This window comes from Roseovarius sp. THAF8 (genome assembly GCF_009363735.1).
In the GTDB taxonomy this organism is placed as follows: Bacteria; Pseudomonadota; Alphaproteobacteria; order Rhodobacterales; family Rhodobacteraceae; genus Roseovarius.
The window spans coordinates 1,263,660-1,280,305 of the sequence record NZ_CP045410.1 but is presented as its reverse complement, the minus strand read 5'-3'; the positions used below and the strand labels follow the sequence as shown (position 1 = coordinate 1,280,305).

14 protein-coding genes and 2 riboswitches are annotated in these 16,646 nt (G+C 63.8%); of the genes, 7 read left to right on the top strand and 7 right to left on the bottom strand.

All coding sequences use genetic code 11. The annotated features are described in order from the left end of the window. Window positions 1–18: 18 nt before the first annotated feature. The 4 genes from FIU85_RS06190 to FIU85_RS06175 all read right to left on the bottom strand — a co-directional run bounded on the left by FIU85_RS06190 (window position 19) and on the right by FIU85_RS06175 (window position 4,557). The gene (locus FIU85_RS06190; RefSeq protein ID WP_152496253.1) at window positions 19–606 is read right to left on the bottom strand and encodes a hypothetical protein; all 588 of its coding nucleotides are present in this window, start codon (window positions 604–606) and stop codon (window positions 19–21) included. Between the two features lie 72 nt (window positions 607–678). Continuing rightward, on the bottom strand, window positions 679–1,980 hold the full coding sequence (locus tag FIU85_RS06185) for a hypothetical protein (protein ID WP_152496252.1): 1,302 nt from the start codon (window positions 1,978–1,980) through the stop codon (window positions 679–681). 43 nt (window positions 1,981–2,023) lie between these two features. Next, complete coding sequence (locus tag FIU85_RS06180; RefSeq protein WP_152496251.1) at window positions 2,024–3,361, bottom strand: TfuA-like protein; 1,338 nt, start codon at window positions 3,359–3,361, stop codon at window positions 2,024–2,026. Further along, on the bottom strand, window positions 3,358–4,557 hold the full coding sequence (locus FIU85_RS06175; RefSeq protein WP_152496250.1) for a YcaO-like family protein: 1,200 nt from the start codon (window positions 4,555–4,557) through the stop codon (window positions 3,358–3,360). The genes FIU85_RS06180 and FIU85_RS06175 overlap by 4 nt, the downstream gene beginning before the upstream one ends. A 203-nt stretch (window positions 4,558–4,760) precedes the next feature. Between FIU85_RS06175 and FIU85_RS06170 the strand changes: the two genes are divergently transcribed. Genes FIU85_RS06170 through FIU85_RS06160 form a run of 3 tightly spaced genes read left to right on the top strand, consistent with a single transcriptional unit; the run spans window position 4,761 to window position 6,585 of the window. Beyond that, a complete protein-coding gene (locus FIU85_RS06170) occupies window positions 4,761–5,468 on the top strand; it encodes a cyclic nucleotide-binding domain-containing protein (RefSeq protein ID WP_152496249.1) in 708 nt (235 codons plus the stop codon). Continuing rightward, window positions 5,465–5,839, top strand: a complete 375-nt coding sequence (locus tag FIU85_RS06165) for a DUF3307 domain-containing protein (protein ID WP_152496248.1) — start codon at window positions 5,465–5,467, stop codon at window positions 5,837–5,839. The genes FIU85_RS06170 and FIU85_RS06165 overlap by 4 nt, the downstream gene beginning before the upstream one ends. A 44-nt stretch (window positions 5,840–5,883) precedes the next feature. Next, complete coding sequence (locus FIU85_RS06160) at window positions 5,884–6,585, top strand: Crp/Fnr family transcriptional regulator (RefSeq protein WP_152496247.1); 702 nt, start codon at window positions 5,884–5,886, stop codon at window positions 6,583–6,585. A gap of 792 nt (window positions 6,586–7,377) precedes the next feature. Here FIU85_RS06160 and FIU85_RS06155 read toward each other — a convergent pair. Next, window positions 7,378–8,454, bottom strand: a complete 1,077-nt coding sequence (locus tag FIU85_RS06155) for a hybrid-cluster NAD(P)-dependent oxidoreductase (RefSeq protein WP_152496246.1) — start codon at window positions 8,452–8,454, stop codon at window positions 7,378–7,380. A 4-nt stretch (window positions 8,455–8,458) separates the two neighbouring features. Continuing rightward, window positions 8,459–9,688 (bottom strand): aromatic ring-hydroxylating dioxygenase subunit alpha, encoded by a 1,230-nt coding sequence (locus FIU85_RS06150; protein ID WP_152496245.1) that lies wholly within the window; start codon window positions 9,686–9,688, stop codon window positions 8,459–8,461. A 114-nt stretch (window positions 9,689–9,802) separates the two neighbouring features. Further along, a riboswitch (cobalamin riboswitch) is annotated at window positions 9,803–10,010 on the bottom strand. A 126-nt stretch (window positions 10,011–10,136) separates the two neighbouring features. Further along, window positions 10,137–10,330, top strand: a riboswitch (cobalamin riboswitch). Between the two features lie 101 nt (window positions 10,331–10,431). Between FIU85_RS06150 and nrdH the strand changes: the two genes are divergently transcribed. The 4 genes from nrdH to nrdF all read left to right on the top strand — a co-directional run bounded on the left by nrdH (window position 10,432) and on the right by nrdF (window position 14,262). After that, complete coding sequence (gene nrdH / locus FIU85_RS06145; protein ID WP_152491612.1) at window positions 10,432–10,653, top strand: glutaredoxin-like protein NrdH; 222 nt, start codon at window positions 10,432–10,434, stop codon at window positions 10,651–10,653. A 4-nt stretch (window positions 10,654–10,657) separates the two neighbouring features. Further along, on the top strand, window positions 10,658–11,074 hold the full coding sequence (gene nrdI, locus FIU85_RS06140; protein ID WP_152491613.1) for a class Ib ribonucleoside-diphosphate reductase assembly flavoprotein NrdI: 417 nt from the start codon (window positions 10,658–10,660) through the stop codon (window positions 11,072–11,074). Beyond that, window positions 11,056–13,188, top strand: a complete 2,133-nt coding sequence (gene nrdE, locus FIU85_RS06135) for a class 1b ribonucleoside-diphosphate reductase subunit alpha (protein WP_152496244.1) — start codon at window positions 11,056–11,058, stop codon at window positions 13,186–13,188. Before nrdI ends, nrdE begins: the two co-directional genes overlap by 19 nt. Before the next feature lie 93 nt (window positions 13,189–13,281). Next, a complete protein-coding gene (gene nrdF, locus FIU85_RS06130; protein WP_152491615.1) occupies window positions 13,282–14,262 on the top strand; it encodes a class 1b ribonucleoside-diphosphate reductase subunit beta in 981 nt (326 codons plus the stop codon). Between the two features lie 121 nt (window positions 14,263–14,383). Here nrdF and FIU85_RS06125 read toward each other — a convergent pair whose 3' ends face one another. Further along, window positions 14,384–16,420, bottom strand: a complete 2,037-nt coding sequence (locus FIU85_RS06125) for an NADH:flavin oxidoreductase (protein WP_152496243.1) — start codon at window positions 16,418–16,420, stop codon at window positions 14,384–14,386. Window positions 16,421–16,646 lie beyond the last annotated feature (226 nt).

The window sequence follows — 16,646 nt, the reverse complement described above, 5'->3', positions numbered from 1 at the left end:
CAAGGTTCAAGTGGCGCTTCAGTCGCCCGATCCACGTGCTTTCGCGCCACTCACTTTGGCACCGCTTACCTTTGCGCCGCTTACCTTGGCACCACTGACCTTAGCGCCGCTGACCTTGGCCCCACTGACCTTCGCGCCGCTCACGCCGCCACCGTCACCGGCAAAGTAGGCCTCCAGCAGGACCTGCTCGAACATGCCGGTCGAGACGTCCATGCGCATGGTCTGATCGGCCTTGTCATAGTTCCAGACCCGGATGTCGTTCGCGATCTGGAAGTCGGCGGCGGCAACGCCGCTTTTCGACGGGTCGCTGGGTGCGCGTGCCCCCAGGTTACCGGGCAGGTCGCCATCGGTGGCGCTTTGACCCTTGCCATGAACGAGAAAGATCACGGGTTCCGGCAGATCGAAATACGTGCCTTCGTGGGCGAAGCCGTAGATCTTGGCGAACCCGGGCGACTGCTCGCATTCCTTGTCGTCGGCCAGGGCGAACTGTTCGTCGAGATGCTTGTTGCCGCCAAGGCTTCTGGACGGGCTGCGCTTGTAGACAAGATCATCGAGAATGCGGCCGAACAACAGCACTTCTGAAAAGCTCAACAATGACTCCGACATGATGTCCTCTTTTAAAATGTATTTCAGGCAGGATGCCACAAACTCGGAGGATCGCCAAAGGTATTTGCGCCGCTACGGGTGCGGCACACGCGTCCGGACCGACGCCGCGTGGCTGTTGCCATCGGGATCGGCAAGTCGTGGCCCCACCCGCGCCAGACCAATGTCGCGCACGCGGAAATTGCCTTCGATGATCTGTTGGTACGCCCCGCCGGAGATATCGCGATCGACGGCCAGCAGCGCCTCTTCGACATGCGAATAGCTCAGCCCGTCCGCGTCCAGCATATCCCACGCGTCCGCAAGATAAGAGCCCATCAGGTCCCGCGCTTCCAAAAGCGCGATGCGGAAACCTTCGGGATCCCGCGCGTAGCGCTCGTCGAATAGGGCCTGCATCACGGTGCTGTAGTCGGGCGTGCCTTCGAGCCGATCGGACAGGTCTTCGATCTCGGGCGTAATCAGGCCGTGGTCCAGCAACCGTTCGTGGAACACGTCGATCAGGATATCGAACAAGGCGCCGGTCAGCGGTTCCGACAAGGCGTGTTCGCTCGTCCAGCCGCACGCGAAATCGGACAGGAGCCTGTCGTTGGCCGCCATGCGGATCTGGGCCGTCTGTGCCGTTTCGGCGAACCGATTGAGGCGATTGTAGGTGTAGAGGTTGCCCCGCGTTTCGTCGAGCAGCGTCTCGACCACCGACCCGAAATGCAGCGACGCCAGAAGTGCGACCATGTCGGCGGCGGATTCGTGGAAGCCGTAATATTCGCCCGATGCGTTGTCGTCCGAGGGCAGGCCGATGACGCTGTAGATCAAGGCGTGCCCGATTTCATGGGCGACGACATCGAAATTCAGGCTGTAGGGCCTGTATTCTCCCCCGTGTTCCGTGGTGCCGCCGGTTTCAAGGAACCCCCAACCGATATGCGCATTGTCGAGGCTGGGCAGCAGCGACAGTTCCAACCTGTCGTAGTCAGCCTCGAAATGCCACGGGATCCGGCGTCCGAAATACCCTTCCCAGACATCCATCGTGAAATGCGCCGAGCCGAACAGATGCGCCGCCTCGAATTCCGGGTCGCCGGGCGCGATGTGGAGGAAGTTGCCGTATTCGTCCGGGACGGCCGGCGCATTGCGCTGTCCGTGCCAGGGCGGCAGGTACATGCCCGGCCCGAAGGGCCCGGGAACGATGGCGCCGTAAGGTATGGTCTTGCCGATGGGGTCGACCACGTACATGCGCGGCCCGGACGGACCGGGGCCGATCGTGCCGGGCGGGGCCGAGATTTCGACCAGTTCCAGTTCCGCCGCGGCCTCTCCGAACGGGGATTGCGGAAACAGAAGAAAGCGCGTGCCCGGCGCTTCATCCTCTGCCGCGTAATCCGGAAACTGCATCAGATCCTCCGTTTCGTCCTGGCGCGTGCTTCATGGGCGCGGGTCAGCCCCGGCTGCCGGCACTCTGGGTGTCACCTTCATCTGGGTTATACCGGAACTCGCGTGCGATGAGCGCGATAAGTTCGTCGCGGCCTTCCAGCCCGAGCGATCGGGCGAACGCGTCCGGATCGTCAGGCACCGCGCGGCCGAGACGGGTTTCGAAGAACCAGACCAGCAGGCGCAGCCGGTCCGGCGATGCCTGCGGGCCGGACTCTTCGGCGGTGGTCCGGGCCTTTGCCTCGGCCCGGTGCTTCAGCTTGGCATAGGCACCCGTCCAGCGCAGCTCGGACAGGATATGCGCGTCCAGCCCCGGCGACCGTGCGGCACGTGTGTCTTCTATCAGGGCGGCCTCCGTCAGCAGGGTCTCGTAGCTTTGCCCGTCAAGGTCGTTCGCGTCGAGCCAGGTGAGAAGGGCGTCACGGCGGGCCAGGGTGTTCCGGCGCCGATGGCTGTCCATCACCGCGCGCAGGGTGTCGCGGTCCGCCTGCGCACCGCGTCGTGCGGCATTCTCCAGGGCAAGGCTGCGCAACATGGCCCGGTCGCGTGTGGCTTCGTATCTTTCGGGGTCCAGTCGCAGTTCGTCCAGCACGGCCCCGGCGGCGGCGGTTCCGGTTTCGCCTTCCTCCTCGATACGCCGCACGAGACCCTGCCAGACCAGCGTGCGCTCGACCCTCTGCGCCTCTGTCCCGTCGCTTCGGGCGTCGCTTTCCAGGAACGTGGCCATGCGATCCAGCATGGATCGGGCATCGTCGCCTTTGGCGTCGACCTTTCCATCGGGAAGCCAAGCGAAGAACGCTGCAAGGCCCGGCTCATGCAGAAGCCGCGCCGATATTTCGTCCCAGGTGCGGGTCTTGTAGTGGAGCGATTTTGCGGTTTCGGTCAGAAGCGCGGCCGCGTCGGGCGTCAGGACCTGCGCGGAGATGGCGCGTTTCACCGTGGCGCGGACGGAGACCATGGGCTCGCTCAATGCCACGAACCCAAGCTCTGCCGGACCGTGCAGGACGGCGACTTCGTCATCGTCGGCGATCTCGCCTTGCAGGTAGGACTCGAATATCGCACCGACGCCGATCATGCCGAAGTCGTGCAGTTCGGCGGCCCGCAGGGCGCCCATGCTGGCGCTTCCGAAGACCGGGATGCCTTGCTCCAAGGCCCAGAGGATTTCCTTGTGCCAGACCGACGGCACCCCTTCGAAATAGCCGTCGATGATACCGATGGCCGGTGGACGCCGCCGCGCCGCGCGATAGACGTCGCCCTGGGCCACGGGCGGCAGAACCTCGGCATCGAGCACGGTCCGAATATCCTGGGCGGCGATGGTCGGGCCTGCAAAGATCACGGGCGTCATGCGGCACCTGCCTGCAATGCCCGTGCCCTTGGGCCGGCGACGAAATCCGGGTCGTCATGCGGTGCCTCGAGCCCCGGAATGACCGCGCGGATCACGGAAATCCCGATGTCCGGGCGCGACAGGTCGACCGTCACGACCTGGTCCATGCCGGCGGAAGACAGGCGCTGCAGCAACCATGCCAGGTCATCCTCGAAGGTTTCCGTCGTCGCGTTCGGGGCATCGGTGAAACGGCGCACCGGCATCGCGCCGGCGATCAGGTGACGCACGTAGCGCCCCCTGGCCGCCACGGCCCGGGTCGTGAATTCCGAAGGATCGAGATCGTCGCGTGCGCCGGAAATGTAGGTCAGCCGGGTCTGCGCCGCCTCGGTCACCGCGCGCAGAAGGGCGATGGCGCGGTCCGGGTGGCAGCCGTCCCCGATCCCGATATGGCCTTGGATGTCGCCTGCCTCGCGGATCATGCAGCGAAAGGCGGGCACGCCGATATCCGACGTTGTCTCCCACAGCCCGATGTCCAAGCCGGCCCCGACCACTCGATTGAGCGCGTCGCGGCACCTGGGGTCGTCAACCGATGCGGGGTCGATCCGCGTGTCCCCGGACCCGTGATGCCAAAGCGTTGTCGCGTCCCGCTCGATCAGTTCGCAGATCGCGTGACAGGTCGCCTCGGTCGTGTCGTTGCCGGAGGCAAGGCCGTTCGTGGTACGCGGGAACGTACCGTGCCCGCCATCGGGTGGCCCGGTATAGTCGGTGTCGACCATCTCCAGCGGCACCCAGCAGGCGACGTCCTGACCCAGATCCCGCCCTTCGACCCACAGGATCCGGCGATGCGGGTCGAACCTGGCGCCGGTGACGTCCGGCAGGCGCATGACGTCCGCGACAGCCACCTCGGCCTGCAACCCGGCAAAAGACTCGCGGCGGATCGGTCGTACGACCCTTTCGGCGTGCCAGGTCTCGACAGCCTCCATGACGCCCGAAACCCGCGCCGCCTCCAGCGACAGCCCTTTGCCCAGCGACACCGCGACCGAGCGGGAATTCGGCCGCGTCACCATGACCGTCGGCAAGCCGATACGGTCGAGGCCCGTCAGGTTGGCGATGCGGGTGATGCCCATGCGGGACAGATGCGGCCGGACGCGCTCCAGCGTTTCGGCGGGATCGCACAGGCGATGCGTATCAAGCAGGTATTCTTTCCTGGACGACATGCGAATGACTTTGCTTTCAGCGGCTTCGACGGAAATCGGTAATCAAATGCGGCGATGACACATCCCCGCTTGCAAGAGTGATCCATCGCCCGTCGCCGGTCAATGTGGCCGATGACGAACGATGTCTTGCCCGCATCATTCTCCAGATTTCGAAAAAGTGGTATAACCGACGAAGGCCGGAGCCCACCGAACGGAGCCAACGGATGCTGAACGGTATTCCCGAAGACGTCTATCACTGGATCGGATATCTTGGTGTCGCGCTGTATCTCGGGGCGTATGCCTTGCTGCAGACCGGGGTGATCCGCGGGAACGGCTATGCTTACGTGATCCTGAATTTCCTCGCGGCGTCCTTCGTTCTTGTCGGTTTGACGGTCGCGTTCAGCTTGTCCGTGGCGATTGTTCCGATCCTCTGGATCCTGATCAGCGTCGTCGGGCTTGTCCGCATGTTGCTGCTGGATCGCATGGCCCGATTGAACGAGGAGGAAAGCGCCTTTGTCGACAAGATCTTTCCGGAGTTCTCCAAGACAACGGCGCGCAGGTTTCTTGACCACGGTATCTGGCTCGATGCCGAACCGGGCATCAGGATCACGCAGGAACACGAGCCGGTCACGCATCTTACCTTCCTGGCCCGCGGCTCGGCCGACGTGTTTTCGTCGTCGGAGCGGATCGGCAGGGTTGTTTCCGGGCTGGTTGGCGAATTGAACGTCATGCAGAAGGGGCCCGCATCCGCGACCGTGCGCACGGCAGAACCAAGCCGCATCTTCATGATATCGTCCGAGGCCCTGGCGGAGCTGGCGGCGACGGATGTCGAATTCCGGCGCGGGCTGGAAAGCGGGATGAACCTTGACACCCGCAGCAAGCTGGTTGCCGCCAACAAGGCCCTGACACGACAGAAGGCAGCGGCAGAGTGACCGAGAGCGGGATCCTGATCTTTCTCGTCCTGATACAGGTCAAACACTATTTCGCGGACTTCCGATGGCAGACGGGTGACATGCTCGCAAACAAGGGGGAGTTCCTGCACCCGGCCGGGTTGGCGCATGCAGGGCTTCACGGTCTGCTGAGCTTGCCGGTCATGGCGCTTGCGGGTCTGGGCGGGCCCGGTCTGATCGTCGGGCTGGCATTGGCCGAAGTTTTCGTGCATCACGTGATCGACTGGAAAAAGGCCAACCTTCAGAAAGAAAAGGCCGATCTTGGCGAGGCCGGGTTCTGGAGGCTGGTCGGGCTGGATCAGGCCGCACATCAGCTGACCTATGTGGCGATACTTGCGGTCGGTCTGCTGTAGTTGGTTTTGCCGGTCGGAACAGGCACGTGTTTGCGGAGCATCCAATGAAGATCGCGGACAAGCAGAAACAGAAGTACCTGTGTGCCTGCCCGCTGTTCTCGAACCTCGGGAAAGACGTGGTCGAGCGCATTGCGGCGCGGGCACAGGGTGTGTTCCTTTCGCGTGGAAAAGTCCTGTTTCACCAAGGCGATCCATCGGACGGCCTTTACGTGCACTGCACCGGGATGGTCCGGGTCAGCATCGTCAATACGGATGGTGACGTCCTGACCCTCGCGGTGCCGGAACGGGGGGCGCCCCTGGGCGAGATGACCCTGGTCAGCCCCGATCCCCGGTCGGCCACGGTGACCGCGATGGAGGATTCCAGCCTGCTTCACCTCGAGACGGGCACCATGATCGCGCTGCTGGCCGAAGAACCGGCGCTTGCGGCGCACCTGATCGGGTTTCTGTCGCAGCGGCTTCGGGAGTCGAACGAGACGCTTCAGAAATTCGCATTCGACAACCTGTCGCAACGGCTGCTTCAGAAGCTTGCGGAGCTCGGGTTGAAACACGGCACGCTCGACGACGAGGTGTTGGACCTGGGCCGGAAGTTTTCCCAGAGCGCGTTGGCCGAGATGCTGGGCGTCACGCGAGAGGCGATCAACAAGCAGTTGAAGCTTTTGCAGGACCAGGGAACGATCTCGATGCGCAAAGGCGTCATTCAGATCATGTCACCTGCGGATATCGTCAAGAACACGCCCGGTCGTTGAATCCTTGCGAGCTGTTTGACCCCATGCACAGGCCGGGAGATCTTCGCGACCGCTGTGGTGTCGGTTTGCGCAACAAAATTGTTTCAAACCCGGCCGGTGACGACAAAATCGAAAACATGTGATCCCGTTCACAGTCGGGCGCTTGGCTTTGGTTAATAATGCTTAACAGGGGGACAGAGCTTACCTCCGGGATTTCTGGTAGCAGCCTTGGGTATTAGCCAACTGCGATTCAGGCTAGGGCGGTCAAGGCCGTCTGGGCAAACCGGGGGCAAGACAGTGAGTGGTCTGTGAGAACTGTTCTCTCGGGTTGGCAGGATACTAGCTGGCCGAATTGTACATAGGAAGCATCATTTTTTAGTACCAAAGCTCCCGGGACGGGCTGGCAGCTGTGTCAAAGCAGTATGCGGTTCGGACCCGGGTTTTTATACTGGTACGGACCTTTCGAGGCGTGGTGACAGCCCGGATTGCCTTCGGACGGGACGTCCGACCAGTTCTGCATTTCCCACCTCTTGCGCGGGAATATTGCTTGCCGCCATGGAAACCACCCGGAAGTATCCTTGGGGTCGGACAGGACTTCGCGTGATATCCTGCTGCAGTGTTTCTCTAACGTGCTGACAGGTGAGCGCCTGGAAATGGCGTAACCCGTCAGCGCGTTGGGAACAAACTGGCGTGATTTAGCGGGAGAGGATGTCGGCGAGCGGGCCTTGGTGTCTCCAGAACCGGCGGAAGTTCAAGGCCGCCGCCGGCAGGAGGTGGCCGCTGCCCGAGGCAGCGGCCGGTTCATCATTGCGTTCACACGTCCACCGACACCTTGCCGATGGGGTGCGAACAGCAGGCGAGAATATAACCCTCGGCGATATCGTCTTCCGAGATGCCACCGTTATGCACCATGTGGACCTCGCCCGCGCTTTTGCGGACCTTGCAGGTGCCGCACACGCCGAAGGTGCAGCCCGACGGGATGTTCAGCCCGTTGGCCCGCGCCGCCGACAGGATGGTGTCTGTCTCCGAGACATTCGCGCTGACGCCGGAGAGGGCGAACTCGATCTCGGCCTGTGCGGCCTGGTCGGGGACGACATCGTCGATCTCGGGGATCTCGGCCTCGGTCGCCGCCGGTGCGTGGAAGCTTTCCTGGTGGTAATGCGCCATGTCGAAGCCGAGACCTTGAAGCGCCTCGCGCACTGCCTGCATGAAGGGCTCGGGCCCGCAGCAGAAGACTTCGCGTTCGAGGTAATCCTGCGCCATCAGCCCCAGCATCAACTGGTTGAACGTGCCGCGATAGCCGGTCCAGGGCGCATAGCGGTCAGGGGTTTCGACCACCCAGTGCAGGTCGATGCCCGGCACGCGGCTGGACATGTGTTCCAGCCGTTCGCGAAAGATGATCTCGCCGGGGCGCCGGGCGCAGTTGATGAAGACGATGTCGGGTTCGGTTCCCAGGTCGAACATCCATGTCGTCATCGACATCATCGGCGTGATGCCGGAGCCGGCCGAGATGAACAGGTACTTCTCGGCGGGGTGATCGAGATGGGTGAAAAGGCCCGAAGGCCCCAAGGCCCTGATCCGAACGCCGGGCACGAGGTTGTCGAGCATCCAGCGCGTGCCCACGCTTTCGGCCTGCGCCTTGACCGTGACCGAGATCGACCGCGGCCGCGACGGCGAGGACGATATCGTGTAGGTCCGGCGCACGGTGCCGCCCGGCGCGGGGATTTCCAGCGTCAGGAACTGGCCGGGGCGATAGTCGAACAGCGCCCCCGACGGCGCGCGAAAGGTAAAGGTCGCGGTGTTCGGTCGCTCGGGAATGACCGAGACGCATTCCAGCATCTCGTCATCCGACCAGATCGCGCGGGCGGGAACGTGGGACAGATCGTTCATCGGATCACTCCGCCGCCATCGCGACAGGGTCCAGCCGCTGGCGCATCGTGTTGCAGTACCACTCGACGAAGCCGATCACGCCCGTTTCGTGGATCGGGGAATAGGGGCCGGGTTCGTAGGCCGGGGACAGGATGCCAAGCTGGTTGTCCTCGACCACGCGGCGGTCCTCGTCATTGGTGGCGACCCAGACCTCGGACAGGCGCGTGACGTCGTAATCCACGCCCTCGACCGCGTCCTTGTGCACCAGCCACTTGGTGGTGACCTCGGTCGTCATCGGCGTCAGGGGCGTGACGCGGAAGACGATGGAGTGATCCGGCAGGAAATGGTTCCAGGTCGTGGGGTAATGGTATTTCAGCAGCGTGCCCGCCGTGTCATCGCTGACCCGGCCCAGCCATTTCGACACGGCGGGCTTGAGGTCCATGGTAAAGCTCTTGGCGCCGGGCAGCAGCGGCATCCGCGCGAGGCGGTATTGCATGTCGTCCGACATGCGGAACTGCGACGGGACGCCCTGTGCCTCCAGCCGGTCGAAATGCGCCTGAAGATGGGGCGGGGTGACGCCTTCCTCGATGCCGGTGACGGTGGGGTCGTCGGTGAAGGAGCGGCAGAGGCCCGGATGGTTGCCGCCGCAGTGATAGCACTCGCGGTTGTTCTCCCACACCAGTTTCCAGTTGCCGTGCTCGACGATCGAGGTCTCGAAGGCGAGCTTGGCATTCGTCAGGTCATGCACCTGCAGGTAGGGCTGCGCCAGTTCGGCGAAGGCGTCGAAATCGGGGGCATCGTCGGCCAGGCAGATATAGACCAGCCCGCTGAGGATACGGCAATGCACCGGCTTCAGCCCGTGCTTGGTGGGGTCGAAGTCAGGCCCCATTTCCCGCGCCCACAGCAGCCGCCCGTCCAGTTCGTAGGTCCATTGGTGATAGGGGCAGACCAGCTTGGGCGCGTTGCCCTTGGCCACCTTGCACAGAACCGAGCCGCGGTGGCGGCAGGAATTGTGGAAGGCGCGGATCTCGCCATCGGCGCTGCGCACGATGACGACGCCATAGTCGCCGACGCGGTGGGTCACGAAGCTGCCCGGCTTGGGCAGTTCGCAGGCCGGCACGGCAAAGAGCCAGTCGCGGTAGAAGATGTTTTCCATGTCCGCGCGGAACACGTCCGCATCGGTATAGAATGCCTGCTCCAGCGCATGGCCCGGCCGACGCCGCGCCAGCAGATCGCTGATCGGTTGGGTGTTCATCCTTGGCCTCCTGCCGCGCCCCGCGGCGAATTCGGGCAGGAGGTCGGCACGCGCGGTCCGCAGGTGCGGCAAGCGAGGAGCCGGACCCGAAGCAGCGCCCGCACCGCCACCCGCGGTTTGACGTCATTGCAAGGCTGGTTTCCGGACTCCGGTGCGGCCCTTGTGCGGGACCTCGTGGCGCGAAACCTTCCCGGGGCTCCTCTTCCCCAGTGGTCGTGACCGCGCCCGTTGCAACACCGTTACCGTTGCGGGGGCAGTGCCGGGATTTCACCGGCTTCCCAATTCTCCGCCCGCAGGCGGCACCTTGCAACTTCCCCGATTATCACAGGCCGGGCGGCGCAATATGAGAATTGCGACACTCGCTGAAGTGAATCAGACATCCTGCACGATGGGACAAAAATCGCTGCAGCAAGGCAAACTATATATTGACAGTTTCGTGTGCCAGAACCCAATATGGTGTTGCTTTGGTGCCCGCGACTCAACGTTGTGGGTGAAAAGGGAAGCCGGTGCGACACCGGCGCTGCCCCCGCAACTGTAAGCGGCAAGCCAAGGTCCGGAACCACTGGTGAGGCAACACCGGGAAGGCGGACCAAGGCGCAAGAGCCGCGAGCCAGGAGACCTGCCAAGGCGCAGTGAACGACGACCGCGGGCGGAGGGCCCGGGCGCGTGTCAGGGGCCCTGGTGGCCTGCTGTTCCCGTGTCCTGTCCCGCCATTCGCAAACCAAAACAAGGGACAGAGCACCATGAGCATCACCGTCTATTCCAAACCTGCCTGCGTGCAGTGCACCGCAACGACCCGAGCGCTGGACGCCCGTGGCCTCGCCTATGACATCGTCGACCTGACCGAGGACACCGCCGCGATGGAGCATGTACAGGACCTGGGCTACCGGCAGGTGCCTGTCGTCGTCGCCGGAGACGATCACTGGGCCGGGTTCCGTCCCGACATGATCGGCCGGCTCTGCTGAGCGCATGGCGGGGCTGGTCTATTTCTCGAGCGGGTCCGGCAACACGCGGCGCTTCGTCGAAAAGCTGGACCTGCCGGCACGGCGGCTGCCGCGTGTCGCGAGCGATCCTGTCCCGCAGATCACCGCGCCTTTCGTTCTGATCTGCCCGACCTATGCCGATGGGCATGGCAAGGGCGCAGTCCCAAAGCAGGTGATCCGCCTGCTGAATGATCCCGCCGCCCGCGCCCTGCTGCGCGGGGTCATCGCCAGCGGCAATCGCAATTTCGGCAAGACCTTCGCCATGGCCGGCGACGTGATCGCCGCCAAATGCAGCGTGCCCGTGCTCTATCGGTTCGAACTGGCCGGCACCGACACCGACATCGCCCGCGTGCGCGCCGGGCTCGACATATTCTGGAGAGAGACATGCTTGACGCCAGCCTGACCGCCGACCTCGACTATCACGCGCTGAACGCGATGCTGAACCTTTACGACGATCAGGGCCGCATCCAGTTCGAGGCCGACCGGATGGCGGCGCGGCAGTTCTTTTTGCAGCACGTCAACCAGAACACAGTGTTCTTCCACTCGCTGGACGAAAAGCTGGGCTACCTTGTCGACGAAGGCTATTACGAGCCCGAGGTGCTGGACCAGTACTCGAAGAACTTCCAGCGCCGGATCTGGGACGCGGCCTATGGAAAGAAGTTCCGCTTCCCCAGCTTTCTGGGGGCGTTCAAGTATTACACCTCCTACACGCTGAAAACCTGGGACGGGCAGCGTTACCTGGAACGGTACGAGGACCGCGTCGTGATGAACGCGCTGGCGCTGGCGCGCGGCGACGAGACGCTGGCGCTGCAACTGATGACCGAGATCATCGAGGGCCGGTTCCAGCCCGCCACGCCCACCTTCCTGAATGCCGGCAAGAAGGCGCGGGGCGAGTTCGTGTCGTGCTTCCTGCTGCGGCTGGAAGACAACATGGAAAGCATCGGGCGGGGCATCAACTCGGCGCTGCAATTGTCAAAACGCGGCGGCGGCGTCGCCCTGGTGCTGACCAACATCCGAGAGCACGGCGCCCCGATCAAGGGCATCGAGAACCAGTCCTCCGGCGTTATCCCGGTGATGAAGCTGCTGGAAGACAGCTTTTCCTACGCCAACCAGCTCGGGGCGCGGCAGGGGGCCGGGGCGGTCTATCTCAATGCGCATCACCCCGATATCCTGCGCTTCCTCGATACCAAGCGCGAGAATGCGGACGAAAAGATCCGCATCAAGACGCTGTCGCTTGGCGTGGTGATCCCCGATATCACCTTCGAACTGGCCAAGAAGAACGAGGACATGTACCTGTTCTCGCCCCATGACGTGGAAAAGGTGTACGGCTGCGCGTTCTCGGACATCTCTGTCACCGAGAAATATCACGAGATGGTCGACGATCCGCGCATCCGCAAGAAGAAGATCAACGCCCGCGCGTTCTTTCAGACCATCGCCGAGATCCAGTTCGAAAGCGGGTATCCCTACATCATGTTCGAGGACACGGTGAACCGCGCCAACCCGATCGCGGGGCGCATCGCCATGTCGAACCTTTGCTCGGAAATCCTGCAGGTAAACGAGGCGTCGGAGTTCAACGACGACCTCAGCTATGCCCGTATGGGCGCTGATATTTCCTGCAACCTCGGGTCGATGAACATCGCCCGCGCGATGGACGGCGGTGACCTGGCCGGGGCGGTCGGCACAGCGATCCGGGCGCTGAACGCGGTGTCTGAAATGAGCGCCATCGACAGCGTGCCGTCGATCCGCAAGGGCAACGAGGACAGCCACGCCATCGGGCTGGGGCAGATGAACCTGCACGGCTACCTCGCGCGCGAGCGCATCCACTATGGCTCGCCCGAGGGGATCGACTTCACCAACATCTATTTCTGCACCGTGCTCTATCACGCGTTGCGGGCATCGAACGCGCTGGCCCGCGAGCGGGGGCGGTCGTTCAAGGGGTTCGAGGCCTCCGATTACGCCGACGGTACCTTTTTCGACAAATACGTCAGCCGCGACTGGGTGCCCGAGACCGAGCGGGTGACGACGCTTTTCGCGGAGGCCGGTGTTGCCGTGCCCACCCAAGAGGACTGGGCGAACCTGCGCGACGCCGTGATGGCGGACGGGCTTTACAATCGCAACCTTCAGGCGGTGCCGCCCACCGGCTCGATCAGCTACATCAACTACGCCACCTCCTCGATCCATCCGATCACGTCGAAGATCGAGATCCGCAAGGAAGGCAAGATCGGGCGCGTCTATTATCCCGCGCCCTACATGACCAACGACAACCTGGAATTCTACCGCGACGCCTACGAGATCGGGCCCGAGGCGATCATCGACACCTATGCCGCGGCCACGCAGCATGTCGACCAGGGGCTGTCGCTGACGCTGTTCTTCCCCGCCGAGGCCACTACCCGCGATATCAACCGGGCGCAGATCTACGCGTGGAAGAAGGGGATCAAGACGATCTACTATATCCGCCTGCGCCAGATGGCCCTGGAAGGGACCGAGGTGCAGGGCTGCGTCTCGTGCTCTCTTTGACCTGACGCCCCGCAACCGCACCGCCGCAATACCGACGCGATACAGACGTGATGCCGACGTCGAAAATCCGCCCCCAAAGGCCCGGAGACCACCATGAAAGACCTCGCCAAAACCACCCGCGCCATACCCCGCGCCGTCAACTGGAACCGCCTCGAGGACGAGATCGACCTCGACGTCTGGAACCGCCTGACGGTCAATTTCTGGCTGCCGGAAAAGGTGCCGTTGTCGAATGACATCCCCAGCTGGTCGCAGCTGACCGAGGACGAGCGACAGTTGACGATCAGGGTATTCACCGGGCTTACGCTGCTCGACACGATCCAGAACACCGTGGGCGCACCGAGCCTGATGGAAGATGCGATCACGCCCCATGAAGAGGCGGTGCTGAGTAATATCTCCTTCATGGAAGCGGTCCATGCCCGCAGCTATTCTTCCGTGTTTTCAACCCTTTGCCAGACGGCCGAGGTGGACGAGGCGTTCCGCTGGTCGGCCGAGAACGAGCACCTTCAGGCGAAGTCGCGCCTGATCCTCGACGAGTACGACGCCACCGCCTCGCCCCTGCGAAAGAAGGTGGCCAGCGTATTTCTGGAGTCCTTCCTGTTCTACTCGGGCTTCTACCTGCCGATGCACTGGTCCAGCCGGGCACGGCTGACCAATACCGCCGACCTGATCCGCCTGATCATCCGTGACGAGGCGATCCATGGCTATTACATCGGCTACAAGTTCCAGCGCGGACTGGAGCGTCTGCCCGAGGCCGAACGGCAGGAGATCAAGGATTTTGCCTTCGGTCTGCTGTTTGACCTCTACGAGATCGAGGCGCGCTATACCGAGCAGCTTTACGATCCGCTGGGACTGACCGAGGATGTGAAAGCCTTCCTGCATTACAACGCCAACAAGGCGCTGCACAACCTCGGGTTCGAGGCGCTATTTCCCGACGAGGCCTGCAAGGTAAATCCGGCGATCATGGCGGCCCTGTCGCCCAACTCGGACGAGAACCACGATTTCTTCTCGGGCTCGGGGTCCAGCTATGTCATCGGGAAGGCCGTCGCGACAGAAGACGAAGACTGGGATTTCTGAAGTGAGGTCTTCACTTTTTCGGGACGACGGGCCTGTGCGAGTCTTGCGGCTGAGACGCTAGAGACCAGCGGATGTGCCGAGGCACCTCGTTCCTTCGGTGCTGACGTCGACCATGCGGGTTTCAACATGTTCTCAGAAGCCGAAGACCGTCATAGACGGCCGCATGGATATTACGGGAGGCAACGGCGTCGCCGATCCGGAAAAGCGAAAAGCCGGATTGCGCGTTGCGGATGAGGGTCTGGGGGCGTCCGGCCAGGAGAGCGTCCCGGTTCACCTCGCCCAGGTTGCGGGAGAGGGGTTTGAGGTCGAAATAGAGGTCGTCCAGGGGAATGGTGCCGTTGTTGACCACGACCTGGTCCACCTCGCGCGTGGACTGCGCGGCACTGAAATCGCTGCCCAGCCTGGCCAGGAGACGGTTGCCCGCGCGCTCGATCGAATGCAGCCGCCAGGTGACGGTGAAGGTTACATCGCGCGCCTGCATCTCGCGCAGGAAGGGCGTCAGCGTCATCGGCATCACCTCGGCCGACAGGGCGCGCTCGGGGCTGACGATCTCGACCCTTGCACCGGTGGCCGCGATCATCTCGGCCGCTTGAAGGCCGGCCGCGTCGCCGGAATTGTCGAACACGAGAACGTTGCGGCCGGGCTGCGCATCCCCCGAGAGGATGTCCCAGCTGGACACGGTCAGGTCCTGACCGGAGGTGAGCGGCACCTCGTGGGGCAGGCCGCCGGTGGCGACGATCACCACGTCCGCGCCGGCCTCGGTGACGGTTTCGGTCTCGGCGAAGCTGTTGAAGTGGAACCGCACGCCCAATCGTTCGCATTCGGCCATGCGCCAGCCGATCAGCGACAGGATCTCTCGCCGCCGCGGCGACTGGGCCAGCAGCCGCACCTGTCCGCCGGGGTCGTTCGCGGCTTCGTGAAGCTCGACCCGGTGGCCCCGCAGGGCGGCGACGCGCGCCGCTTCGAGACCGCCGGGGCCGGCGCCGATCACCAGCACGCGGCGGGCCGTTTCGGCGGGTTCGATGCGATGGGGCTGTTCGCGTTCCCGCCCGGTCGAGGGGTTGTGGGCGCAGAGCGCGGCGGCCCCCTGAAACCGGCGGTCGAGGCAGAAGTTGGCCCCGACGCAGGGGCGGATGCGCTCTTCTTCGCCGGCGGCGATCCGGCGTCCGATATCGGGATCGGCCAGATGGGCGCGGGTCATGCCGATCATGTCCACCATGCCGGAGGCGATGGCGTGCCGCGCGGTGGCGACATCGGCCACCTTGGCGGCATGAAAGACGGGCATTCCGGTGGCCTTGCGCAGGCTGGCCGCGGCGTCGAGATGTGGCGCGCTGGGCATTCCGTGAACCGGGATCATATCGGTCAGTCCGGCATCGGTGTCGATATGGCCACGGGTCACGTTGAGGAAGTCCACGAGGCCGCTGTCGCGGAGGCGACGCGAGATTTCCCCCCCCTCTTCGGCGTCGACGCCGTCGGCGCACATTTCATCGCCGGCATAGCGCAGCCCCAGAAGGAAGTCCGGGCCGACGCGGCGGCGGGTCTCGGTCAGCACCTCCATCGCGAGACGCATGCGGTTTTCGAGCGATCCGCCATAGGGCGCGTCAAGGTGATTGGAGCGTGGCGACCAGAACTGATCCAGCAGGTGGCCGGTGGCGAGAAATTCGAGCCCGTCGAGGCCTGCATCACGCATCCGTTCGGCGGCGGTTGCGTAATCGTCGATGATGCGGGCGATATCCCAGTCCTCGGCCAGCTTGGCCGCGTGCCGGTGCGCGACCTCGCGCTCGTGGCTGGCGGAAATCGTCGGCAGCCAGTCGCCCCGGTCCCAGCGGGTGCGCCGGCCGTGATGGGTGAGCTGGATCATCACCGCGCAGCCATGATCGTGGCACTCGTCGGCCAATCTGCGCATCAGCGGTACGATCTCGTCGCGATAGGCCTGCACGCCGCCTGAACTGGGGGCACTGTCGGGCGAGACCGCGGCGGAGCCCATCGTCATCGTCAGCGCCACCCCGCCGCGGGCCCGCGCGACATGATAGGCGCGATAGCGCTCCTTGGGCAGCCCGTCCTCGGAGTAACCCGGCTCGTGCCCGGTGATCAGCAGGCGGTTCTTGAGCGTCAGCGGCCCGATCTGGAAGGGCTGCATCAATGGGTCTTCGCGCATGGGTCGGTCTATCCTCGTTGGTGGCGGTTGTCTTGTCACCCGGGCCGGTGCGATCCCGAGCGCGCGGGGTTCAAGGGCAGCTTTGCAAAAAACAAAGCGCATATGCTGTGGTATCCGGGCCGGAAACCGCAGAAAAAACCGTGACGATTGGTCGATACTGTGTAGGAAGTGGTATTCGACCCCGCGCGGCACGGCCCGACGTGCCTGCGCCGCGGAAGATGAGGGA